This is a genomic window from Salinimonas iocasae (genome assembly GCF_006228385.1).
Lineage (GTDB): Bacteria > Pseudomonadota > Gammaproteobacteria > Enterobacterales > Alteromonadaceae > Alteromonas > Alteromonas iocasae.
The window spans coordinates 2,019,531-2,030,737 of record NZ_CP039852.1 but is presented as its reverse complement, the minus strand read 5'-3'; the positions used below and the strand labels follow the sequence as shown (position 1 = coordinate 2,030,737).

Here is an 11,207-nt window from a genome sequence, read left to right as displayed (position 1 = left end):
TGGATGGTAATATGCTTTCTTTCAGAGAAAAAAGTTTATGGGTATCGCTACTGGCCACGGTAATAATTGCTTCACTCTACGCCGACAATATTTATGATGCATTGGTAGCCGGGAAGTCGGTAAGTGCTCAGGCCAGTGCCAGTTTAATACTCAGGGTGGTGATCGTTTTTGTTATCATTGAGGTTATTTTGCATATAGCACTGGCCATGGACGATCAGCGCGGCGCGGCAGGACAGGAAGACGAGCGGGAACGTGGCTACCGGCTTGCTGGAACTAATGCAGCATACTGGGTCTTATCAATTGGTGTAATAAGCTGCGTCGTGCAACAGGTGATTAATCACTATACCCATATGGAATCTTCTTCAGCGTTTATTCAATATGCGCTGGCGCCCATGGAGCTCAAACTGCTTACCATTTTCTGGTTGTCTGAGATGTTCAGATTTATCACAGAACTTTACTTATACCGCACCCAAAGCTAATGAAAAGTACCTTTCAGATATCTAATAACATTAGAACACTGCGCTTCATGGCCGGTGAAATGACTCAGCAATCATTAGCTGAGCAAGTGGGGGTGACCCGTCAAACAATTATGGCAATTGAGAAAGGCAAGTATTTCCCATCGCTGGAAGTTGCGTTCAAAATCGCCCGGGTGTTCGGCAAACCTGTAGAAGATGTGTTCCATTATCACGATACTCGAGTGTAATAGCAACGCTCACCCGGCGGCGTTGTTTTCTCTTGCAGCTTTACGCGCATCCCAGGCTTTTTTAACCGAGAAACGCCATACACAGTTCAACCCGAAGTAACCCACTAGTCCTGCAACGACAGAACAAATCGCGCAGCCAACCAGGAACGCGGGGCCAATTGTCGTGATACTTTCGACAACCCACTGCCAGTTAAATTGAAATTCAAAGTGCCGTGATTCGGTCCCAAGTACAGTCGTTCCCACCTTGTAGGCGGCGTAGAATATCGGCGGCATCGTAAATGGATTAGTTATCCATACGGTGGCCACAGATAAAGGCAGATTCGCGCGAAATGGGATTGCCATCGCAGCCGATAGCCACATCTGGAAAGGGACCGGCCAAAAGGCAAAGAACAAGCCAATACCGAACGCACCACTGGCAGACTTGCGGTTGAGATGCCAGAGATTCGGCTCGTGCAACAGTGTGCCAAACATACTCAGCGCACGGTTTTGCTTTATTTTCTGGTGGTCAGGCAAAAATCGTTTAATAAATTTTCTAGGCATATCTGGAATCAGGGCCAAAAGAACAAAGCAGATAAACAAATGCAAAAGAAGATTACCTGGACCCTGACGGGCTTTTCTGTTGCCTGTTTATCAGCCGTTGTCTGGCCTGTTTTACCCCATCCGTTATTACTGACAGTTATATTACTTGCTGCCTGTTTGTTCCACTCATTCGAAGGTCTGAGACGGCATCTGTCTTTTGTACCCCCGTTAGCAAGAAATAGATTGCCAGGGTGGTGTACATATTCTGCCCATACATTTGCTATTGGTTTTATTGCCGGGTCTTTATGGATGGCGAGTTTAGGTTATTGGTACCTGTGTTGGCAACTGCCAGAGGATAATAATCGTCAAATTTCAGTGTTTATGCTTCAGGTGGCAGAAAGTCAAAGTACAGGGCCTGATATGTGTCGGGTGAAAGGGGTGCCCGTTACTGCCCGATTCACAGATAAAATATTAAAACCGAAGGTTTTGCTCTACTGGCGTACTGAAAACCAGTCATGTCCGTTGTCAGGCCAGACTGTTCAAGTGTCTGCGCGTCTGAAAAAGCCAAGCGGGCTGCGTAATCCTGGCGCTCCGGATCGGATGAAGTGGCTGTTATCTGAGCGGATAGTGAGAACGGGTAGCATTAAGACACTTACCACAGCAGCCACTCCCCGCATCAATACGTTACATGAGAATATAACAAAACTTATCGACACCCACGACCTGCCAAACGGGAAATGGTCCCGATCTTTACTTGTGGGCAATCGGGATACATTAACGGCTGCTGACTGGGAATTATTAAAAAATAGCGGTACGGCGCATTTATTTAGTATTTCAGGCATGCACCTGGGTTTGGTAGCGCTGTGGGTCACTCTGTTGACCCGACTGGTAGTTCCGGTTTTGCAATTGCTAACAGGAAGGAAGCAGCAGCGAAATATGCGGCCGCTGGTAGCCGTTGCTGTTATTTTACTATGTCTGGTCTATGCCGCACTGGCCAACTGGCAATTACCCGTTGTAAGAGCACTGCTATTGGTAGCGGTATTTATATGGCAGCAAAGTATTTCAAGACACATTTGTATCAATCAGCGAGTCTGGCTGATGATCGGTTTGTGCTGCGTGTTATTTCCCTTTTCACTGTTCTCCGGTGGTTTTTACCTGAGTCTCATGGCTGTGATCCTTATTTGGTTTCTTAGCTGGCGGTACAAGCCTGTGCTGCTGACTTTAAGCGACAAAATACGGTGGGCGATAAAATTGCAACTAATGTTAAGCATTATCCTGTGCCCGTTAACATTGCTTTGGTTTGATGAGCAGTCATTTATTGCACCTCTGATAAACCTATTAGCCATTCCTGCAATTACCCTGCTTCTACCTGTCGGCCTGACAGGACTTACCCTGATGGATGTAATGCCTGTTTTCTCATCACTGCTGCTTCATAATTTCGATGCAGGGCTAGGGCATCTAATGTTTCTTATCGAAGTATCGACACGGGATACCCTGTTAATCGCACCCGCATTTTCAACAACTAGCCTTATCAGCATATTACTCGGCATTGTTATAGCCGTTTTACCTACGTTTCCGCGGAAATGGTACCTGGCTGGTAGTTTAGTCCTGCCGGCAATAACAGATAAAATGACGTTTAGCTCAGAGTACTGGTACCTGCACGTATTCGATGCGGGGCAGGGGACGGCATTGATGGTATCCAGAGACAGCGATGCGGTACTTATTGATACCGGCCCTGCTTTCTCGGGCAATAGTGTATTAAAAAATCAGGTGGCGCCAGCACTGACGGCACTCGGCATTGAGTCGATTCGCTATGTTTTTATCAGTCATCATGACAACGATCATGCAGGGGGTATGCCCTGGTTGAGTGATATCGCACAAATAACCGACCCACCTTCTGTTATTACACCAACAGATAAATGTCAGCACGGGTTTTCACTACGTTTTATGGGGCTCACTATCAAGTCGCTGTGGCCTGAAAAAGGCAATGCGATAAAGGGAAATAACTACTCATGCGTGCTGGTGATAAGCGACGAAGTGCATACCATTCTGGCTCCCGGAGATATCGAACGCTGGGCAGAATATGAATTACTGTACAGTCAACGGCTACCAGAAGCTGATATTCTTATTGCCCCTCATCACGGTAGTCGAACATCATCCGGTAATGCATTTATACGTACGGTATCGCCGCGGTGGGTTGTTTACACACAAGGAATCGATAACCGGTGGGGCTTCCCAGACGCTTCGGTCACGAAGCGATTTTCGACGCTAAAAGCCACCCAGATAAAAACCGCAGAGTCAGGGTATCTGAGATTCAGACTATCGCCGAATGATGTAACTGTTCACAGACGTTCACAAAGCGCCGCGAGAAGGTGGTATCACCGTCAGTAACCCGGCTGCGACTGTGATGGGAATATCAGCCTATGGAAATTGGTGTTAAACAGTTACAATAGCGACGATTTTAAATGTGGTGAATGAAATACATGCAACAGATGGATTATTCCAAAGGCCAGGTAAGACGGTTTTTACGCTATCTCAAAGATTATAAATTAGAGTTCTCAGTGGCTATTATCGGGATGATTGGCTACTCGGCGCTGGATACCTATGTTGTTGCGCATTTAAAAACACTGATTGATGACTCGCTGACGAACAACGACAGCGAGTTTTTAAAGATAGCTGCCTATGCCATCGTGCCCCTGTTCATCCTGCGAGGCATATTCAACTTTATGGGTACGTATACACTGGGATGGATTGGCGCGAAGGTTGTAATGCGTATGCGTCAGCAGTTATTTGAAAAATACCTGCATTTACCCGTTGCCTTTCATGATACCCAGGCAGTCGGTACGCTAATCAGTAAAGTGACCTATGATACTGAGCAGGTTGCCAATGCCGCCGGTAAAGCATTTCTGACACTGGTTCGGGAGGGGGCTCTGGTCATTGGCTTGTTGGGTGTTATGTTCTACTACTCCTGGCAACTTTCCCTGATTTTTCTGCTTATCGGCCCAGTTGTTGCGGTTATCGTTACTATTGTGAGTAAACGGTTTCGCAAAGTCAGTCGCAATATTCAACAATCTATGGGAACCGTCACGGCAGCCGTCGAACAGGCGGTAAAAGGACATAAAGTTATCCTTATGTTCGGTGGGCAGGACGTGGAAAAGTCACGCTTTGAGCGCAAGAACAACCATAATAGACAGCAAAATATGAAATTGCAGGTGACGCAAATTCTAAGCGTGTCGTCTATTCAGGTGATCGCGTCTATAGCACTGGCATTTGTCTTGTATATGGCAAGCTTGCCATCCATGATGGAAGATCTGACAGCAGGCACCTTCGTCAGTGTCGTCTTTTATATGGTTATGTTACTTAAACCCCTAAAGCAACTGACCACTGTCAATAATGAGTTCCAAAAGGGCATGGCAGCGTGTACCAGCATTTTTGAAATACTCGACGAAGCGCAGGAAGAAGACACAGGCGAGAGACGTCTTGAGCGTGCGCACGGCAGTATTAAATTTGATCATGTCACATTTACCTATCCCAGCAAGTCGAGCCCTGCTCTGACTGATATATCGTTCAGCGCGGAGCCAGGTCAGACAATTGCCTTAGTCGGGCGCTCGGGTAGCGGCAAGTCGACAATTTCATCATTACTAACCCGTTTTTATTCACCGCAGCAGGGCACAATTACAATTGACGGTATACCGTTGTCAGAAATAGCCCTGACATCGCTACGTAAACAATTTGCACTGGTTTCTCAGCAGGTTGTTCTGTTTAACGATTCCATCGCTAATAATATTGCCTATGGTGCGAATCAGAATGTCAGCCGCAAGGAAATCGAGGATGCCGCGGCAATGGCGCATGTTACAGAATTTGTTGAGCAACTGCCGGACGGTCTGGACACTGTTATTGGTGAAAATGGTCTGATGTTATCCGGCGGACAGCGTCAGCGTATAGCCATTGCCAGAGCTATTCTGGCTAAAGCCCCAATCTTGATCCTTGATGAGGCGACCTCTGCCCTGGATACAGAGTCTGAACGGCTGATTCAGGATGCTCTGGAGACCTTACAGAAATCCTGCACGAGTCTGGTGGTTGCTCACCGGCTTTCAACGATTGAAAAAGCAGACCAGATAATGGTGGTCGAGCAGGGAAAAATTATAGAACGGGGCAAACATGAAGCCTTGCTGTCGAATAATGGCCCTTACTCGCAATTACACGCGCTTCAGTTCGGCGAGCATCAATAGGGATGGCTGGTGAATAAACTGGAGAAAGCCTGGTACGGTAAAGCAAAATGGGTCTGGGTATTGTCTTTGTTTACCGCAATATTCTGGCTACTAAGCACCATCAGACGCTACTTGTATAAAGCGGGGTTTGTATCCAGCCAGAAGCCCCGTGAAACGGCGGTTATTATTGTCGGCAATATCAGTGTTGGTGGTAATGGAAAAACACCGGTAGTGGTTGCGCTTGCGGAATACCTGAAATCCCGTGGCTGGCAGCCCGGTGTGTTAAGTCGCGGCTACGGTGGTGAGCAAAAGCACTTTCCCCATCGGGTAGATACCACTGATGTAGCTGCACGGGTGGGAGACGAACCTAAGTTGATTGCCGAACGTACCGGCGTACCTGTGGTGATTGATCCAAAACGTCCGCGGGGCGCTGATTACCTGGCACAGGAATGCCTGTGCGATATTATTATCTGCGATGATGGGCTACAGCACTACGCACTTTCACGGGATATAGAGTTCGTAGTGATGGACGATCGCCGCTACGGAAACGGTCATTTGCTACCCATGGGGCCTCTGCGCGAGGGCACATGGCGCCTGAATACGGTTGATGGCATTATTCATAATGTTAGTAACTACAAAACCGCGGAACTGTTAGGTGTCAGCGCATTCCAGTATCCTATGAAACTCTCCGCAGGCAATATTATCAATGTGTCTGATCCCACTAAACAATACACGCCTGAAGCGTTCGCTAAGCGTTACTCGACGTGTGAAGCACTTGCTGGTATCGGTAATCCTCCCCGCTTCTTTGCACAACTAGAACAGATGGGCATTAACTGCCACCATACTCATACATTCTCCGATCATCATGAATTCCGGGCCAGAGATATTCCGTCAGGCCCGGTCATTATGACTGAAAAAGATGCGGTAAAGGTGAAAGATATCGGACACGATGAGTGCTGGTATCTTGAAGTTTCTGCCACTTTGCCCGACACTTTTTATCATCAACTGGATAAAAAGCTTGCACATCTTAACCATTCAAAAGGAACCAGATCATGACGTTCGACATAAAGCTATTGGATGTATTAGCTTGTCCGGTGTGTAAGGGCAAGCTCGTTCTTGGTAAGGACAAGACGACGATGCTTTGCCGTTACGACCGGCTTGCTTACCCTCTTAAAGAGGGGATTCCCGTACTTATAGAAAGCGAAGCTACTCAGTTAACCAGTGAAGAGCTGGATCAACAACAGTAGGAATGACCATGCCTTTCGTAGTGATTATACCTGCCAGATATGGCTCCAGCAGATTTCCCGGTAAGCCATTGGTTGATATTAATGGTAAGCCAATGGTCAGACATGTTATCGATCGTGCTTTTGAGGCAGGTGCCGAGCGGGTGATACTGGCTACTGATTCCCAGGACATTGCCACAGCTGCAGCATCGCAATGTGAAGTCTGTATGACAAGGGATGACCATAATTCCGGCACTGAGCGCCTGGCAGAGGTTGTTGAGTCGCTGGGGCTTGCTGATGACACGGTTATCGTCAATGTGCAGGGCGATGAACCATTTGTACCCGCTACAAATATTCGGCAGGTGGCAACGAATCTGGAACAGAATTCACAGGTAGAAATGGCAACGCTGTCAACGCCATTCATGGATGAAGCGGAGATCAGCAATCCGAATATGGTGAAGGTTGTGGTTAATAAAAATGGAGAGGCGCTTTACTTTTCCCGCTCAGCCATTCCTTATGACAGAGCTGCCATGCTGGAAAACAGTCAGCCGTTAAACCCTGCCGAATATTTTCGTCATATTGGGTTATATGCTTATAGCGCCCGGTATATAAAAAAGTATGTCAGTTATGCGCCTTCCGCGCTTGAGCAGACTGAGTCGCTGGAACAGCTCAGAGCGCTGTGGTACGGAGATAAAATTCATGTGGATGTGGCGAGCGCGCCACCGCCTGTGGGTATTGATACGCCTGAAGATCTTAAAGCGTTATTAAACACACTGGCAACCAACTAGTGGAGACATAGCTATGAATGTTGTGATTACCGGTGCTAATCGTGGAATCGGCCTCGCTCTCACCAAAGCATGCATTTCACGTGGTGATACCGTTTATGCATTGTGTCGAAACAGTAGTGACGAGCTTAACAGTCTCAACGCAAGAATTATTAGTGGCGTGGATTTATCTCATCCTGAGACGCTTGCTCAGAATCTTGCACCGTTAGAGGGCGTAGCCATTGACCTGCTGATTAACAATGCCGGCGTGTTGGGGAAAGAGTCTATAGAAGACTGGGATCCGGCTACCATTGATTATCAGTTCAGAGTAAATGCGTTGGGGCCGCTACTGGTAACGCAATGTTTATTAAAAAACCTGTCGCAAGGCAGCAAAATAGGTTTTGTTACCAGTCGCATGGGTTCGATGGGCGATAATGGTTCAGGTGGTTATTATGGCTATCGTATGTCTAAAGCTGCACTAAATGCCGCCGGCGTTTCCATGGCAATAGATTTAAAAGATCAGGGTATTCCGGTAGCGTTGTTACACCCCGGGTTTGTACAAACTGAAATGGTGAATAATGCCGGTAACGTCGATGCGGACACGGCAGCGAAAGGGCTGTTGAAGCGCCTGGACGAATTGAATCTGGAGAATACCGGAAGTTTTTACCACGCAAACGGGGATAATTTGCCATGGTAAAGCTGCCATTTCCATTACTTTGTTGCGTTGCATTATTAAGCGGTCCTGTCAGCAGTGCGCCGGACTACTACTGGTCTGCGGGGCCGGCATTACCCGAACCCACTCAGGAAATATATCCGGCAGTCTTTGACAATAGTGTCTATGTCGCTGGTGGTCTGGCAGAAAGTGAACAGGGCATTGTAGTAAGAGATACGGTATATCAACTTGACTCGTCTGGTCAGTCCTGGCATTCACTGACAAAGCTTCCCGAGCCTCGTCATCACGCGATGCTGGTGGCGCAAGAGAATGCACTCTGGTCGTTCGGCGGCTTCATTACCGCAGGAGACGGACAGTGGGTAAATACCGACTCGATTTTACGTTTTGATAAAAACTCGGGCAAATGGGAACAGAAGAGTCCTATGCCGGTAACGCTGTCTGAAACTGTTTCCGTTGTGTTGAATGATAAGATTCACCTTATCGGCGGACGGTCAGTTAAAGGCCGTGCGAATGGTCGCTGGCACGACCATGAAGATACTGACTGGCACGGGATATATGATAGCGAAGCCGGGGTGTGGAAAACCGCTACGCCGTTACCGACGCCGAGAAACAGTGCCTGCGCTGTTGAATATGACGGGAAAATACATGTGATAGGGGGTAGGCAGGTAGATGCAGGAAATTTGGATACGCACGAAATGTATGACCCTTCTACCGCACAATGGCAAACACTTAAGCCACTACCTAAAAAGCAGGCTGGCCTGGCCTGTGTGGCTTATCGGCACAGCATTTACGTATTTGGTGGTGAACACTTTGTTGACGGCGGTGATGTATTCACACACGTTTGGCAGTACGATATTTCACGCAAGAAATGGGAGCAGGTTTCTACCATGCCCATCCCAAGGCATGGGTTGGGGGCTGTTGTTGTCAATGATCAGGTATGGCTAATCGGTGGCGCAACAGACGCTGGTGCCGAGGGTACCAGCGCTGTGGTAAGCAAATTCAAAAATATGAATTAGCCAGGGCAGAAGGGCCGCCCTGGTGATGATTACGCTTCCTGAGCTTCATCATCTGCCGGTACTGCCCATATATCATGTTCATCAGCATGAATAATTTCTGCCCATAACCTGTCACCCGGTTTGACATCATAAACGCCGTTTAGATGGACAACACCATCAACCTCCGGTGCATCAGCATAGGTGCGACCTACCGCGCCTTCGCTGTCTACACTGTCGATTACAATTTGATACTCTTTACCAATACGTTGTTGCAAGCGCTGCGCGCTGATTTGCCCCTGTATTTCCATAAACCGGGCATGCCGAGCCTGTTTCACTGCTTCTGGAACAGGGCCGGGTAAGTCGTTAGCTACCGCGCCCTCCACCGGAGAGTACATAAAGCAGCCAACTCGGTCCAGCTGTGCTTCCTGTATGAAGGTGAGCAGCTCCTCAAATTCCTCTTCTGTTTCGCCGGGAAAGCCGACAATGAACGTGGAGCGAATGATAAGTTCAGGACAGATTTCCCGCCATTTTTTAATTCGTTCCAGAGTACGATCTGCGCTGCCCGGACGCTTCATCAGTTTAAGTATTCTTTTGCTTGCATGCTGTAAAGGTATATCCAGGTAAGGCAGGATGCGGCCTTCGTTCATCAGCGGAATAAGATCGTCGACATGAGGGTAAGGATAGACATAGTGCAGGCGAATCCACATATCCAGTTCACCCAGTTTTTCACTCAGCTGCTGCAGGTGTGTTTTAACCGGCATCCCGTTCCAGAAGCCAGTTCGGTGCTTCATGTCAACGCCGTACGCGCTGGTATCCTGAGATATCACCAGAAGTTCATTCACCCCGCCAGCTTTGAGCCGCTTTGCTTCATCAAGAATTTCCCCTACCGGGCGACTTACCAGATTACCGCGCATAGAAGGGATGATGCAGAACGTACACCTGTGATTGCAGCCTTCAGAAATCTTCAGATAGGCATAGTGACGCGGAGTAAGCTTAATACCATGGTCAGGTACTAAATCTGCAAAAGGATTGTGACCGGGCTTGGGTAAATGTTCGTGGACCTGATTGACGACCTCCTCATAAGCATGAGGACCGGTTACCGCAAGTACATTGGGATGAACCTCACGTATTTCGTCATCTTTTATACCCAGACAACCTGTTACGATTACCCTGCCATTTTCAGCCAGTGCTTCCCCGATAGTATCCAGTGATTCTTCTACCGCAGCATCAATAAACCCGCAGGTGTTAACGATTACCAAATCAGCGTCGTTGAATGTAGGTACAACATCGTATCCTTCTGTTCGCAATTGCGTAAGGATCCTTTCCGAATCTACCAGGTTTTTGGGACAACCCAGGCTAATAAAACCTATTCGCGCGCGTTCAGCGCGGCGGGCCGACTTATTCTGATTTGCTTCCAGCACTTTTACAGGTGTGCTGAGCGTGGTAGTGGGATTGGGGGAAAATTTTTCTACTGTCATTTATTGCTACAATGCGTCTTTGTGGTGCTTTATACATCTATTGTATCATCAAGCGTCGCAGGGGCTCACCTATTTAATTCTGGCAAGTCCTCTGATTATGCGTATCGATAGCGTTGAATTTCCCGATGCTTTGGTTACCATACTGCGTCTTTTGTTTATCTGAAGGGCTTTTATGCCTGTTCTGCCTCTTCCTATCCATTGTTATGATGAAGCCGGTATTATCAAACCGCCTCGCTGGCTATACTGGTTTTTGCTCTTAAATAGCGCTGACTGGGTCATCTTTTTGTTTGCCGTAGCGAGCCGGCGTCATACATCCCAGTTGCTGGAGATGTTTTACCCCGAAAAAGCCTTATTGTGGTCCAAACTTATCGCTACAGTGCCATTTATTATTGTGGCGCTTTTACTGGGAAACCGGGAGCGGCTATGGAAAAATACCAGCCTCAGATGGTGGTATTACATGCCTGCCAGTATGTGGACTGGCATTATTGCATCATTGTTAGTTGTAGGTGGACAGCTTGAGGCTCTGAACTGGCAGTTCCAGCCATTGCTTGCAGGGCAGCTAATCAGCTTGTCCTTACTTGGGGTGTTGATTACCAGAAGCCGGCATCTGCGTCTGATGCTGGCCGACTGGCAAAAGTAAT

12 protein-coding genes are annotated in these 11,207 nt (G+C 47.8%); 10 read left to right on the top strand and 2 right to left on the bottom strand.

Features of this window, described 5'->3' with window-relative positions:
• Window positions 1-11: 11 nt before the first annotated feature.
• Window positions 12-479, top strand: coding sequence for a hypothetical protein (locus FBQ74_RS08900; RefSeq protein ID WP_139756346.1), 468 nt, complete (start codon window positions 12-14; stop codon window positions 477-479).
• Window positions 479-703 (top strand): helix-turn-helix transcriptional regulator, encoded by a 225-nt coding sequence (locus FBQ74_RS08895; protein ID WP_139756345.1) that lies wholly within the window; start codon window positions 479-481, stop codon window positions 701-703. Before FBQ74_RS08900 ends, FBQ74_RS08895 begins: the two co-directional genes overlap by 1 nt.
• 9 nt (window positions 704-712) lie before the next feature.
• On the opposite strand, the gene FBQ74_RS08890 is transcribed toward FBQ74_RS08895, so the two are convergent.
• Window positions 713-1,243 carry a DUF2062 domain-containing protein gene (locus FBQ74_RS08890; RefSeq protein WP_139756344.1) on the bottom strand — a complete coding sequence of 177 codons (531 nt, stop codon included), beginning with the start codon at window positions 1,241-1,243 and terminating at the stop codon, window positions 713-715.
• Between the two features lie 39 nt (window positions 1,244-1,282).
• Between FBQ74_RS08890 and FBQ74_RS08885 the strand changes: the two genes are divergently transcribed.
• From FBQ74_RS08885 to FBQ74_RS08855, 7 genes are all read left to right on the top strand, one after another.
• The gene (locus tag FBQ74_RS08885; RefSeq protein WP_168190641.1) at window positions 1,283-3,613 is read left to right on the top strand and encodes a DNA internalization-related competence protein ComEC/Rec2; all 2,331 of its coding nucleotides are present in this window, start codon (window positions 1,283-1,285) and stop codon (window positions 3,611-3,613) included.
• Window positions 3,614-3,705: 92 nt separating this feature from the next.
• Window positions 3,706-5,454, top strand: a complete 1,749-nt coding sequence (gene msbA / locus FBQ74_RS08880) for a lipid A export permease/ATP-binding protein MsbA (protein WP_139757910.1) — start codon at window positions 3,706-3,708, stop codon at window positions 5,452-5,454.
• A 9-nt stretch (window positions 5,455-5,463) separates the two neighbouring features.
• A complete protein-coding gene (gene lpxK, locus FBQ74_RS08875) occupies window positions 5,464-6,489 on the top strand; it encodes a tetraacyldisaccharide 4'-kinase (protein WP_139756342.1) in 1,026 nt (341 codons plus the stop codon).
• Complete coding sequence (locus FBQ74_RS08870; protein WP_139756341.1) at window positions 6,486-6,680, top strand: Trm112 family protein; 195 nt, start codon at window positions 6,486-6,488, stop codon at window positions 6,678-6,680. The genes lpxK and FBQ74_RS08870 overlap by 4 nt, the downstream gene beginning before the upstream one ends.
• Window positions 6,681-6,688: 8 nt before the next feature.
• Window positions 6,689-7,444 carry a 3-deoxy-manno-octulosonate cytidylyltransferase gene (gene kdsB, locus FBQ74_RS08865; RefSeq protein WP_139756340.1) on the top strand — a complete coding sequence of 252 codons (756 nt, stop codon included), beginning with the start codon at window positions 6,689-6,691 and terminating at the stop codon, window positions 7,442-7,444.
• A 13-nt stretch (window positions 7,445-7,457) separates the two neighbouring features.
• Complete coding sequence (locus FBQ74_RS08860) at window positions 7,458-8,117, top strand: SDR family oxidoreductase (protein ID WP_139756339.1); 660 nt, start codon at window positions 7,458-7,460, stop codon at window positions 8,115-8,117.
• Window positions 8,111-9,109 carry a Kelch repeat-containing protein gene (locus FBQ74_RS08855; RefSeq protein ID WP_139756338.1) on the top strand — a complete coding sequence of 333 codons (999 nt, stop codon included), beginning with the start codon at window positions 8,111-8,113 and terminating at the stop codon, window positions 9,107-9,109. The genes FBQ74_RS08860 and FBQ74_RS08855 overlap by 7 nt, the downstream gene beginning before the upstream one ends.
• Window positions 9,110-9,138: 29 nt before the next feature.
• On the opposite strand, the gene rimO is transcribed toward FBQ74_RS08855, so the two are convergent.
• Entirely contained in the window at window positions 9,139-10,566 is a 1,428-nt protein-coding gene (gene rimO, locus FBQ74_RS08850) for a 30S ribosomal protein S12 methylthiotransferase RimO (protein WP_139756337.1), read from the bottom strand.
• Between the two features lie 172 nt (window positions 10,567-10,738).
• Between rimO and FBQ74_RS08845 the strand changes: the two genes are divergently transcribed.
• On the top strand, window positions 10,739-11,206 hold the full coding sequence (locus tag FBQ74_RS08845) for a DUF2919 family protein (RefSeq protein WP_139756336.1): 468 nt from the start codon (window positions 10,739-10,741) through the stop codon (window positions 11,204-11,206).
• Window position 11,207: the final 1 nt, after the last annotated feature.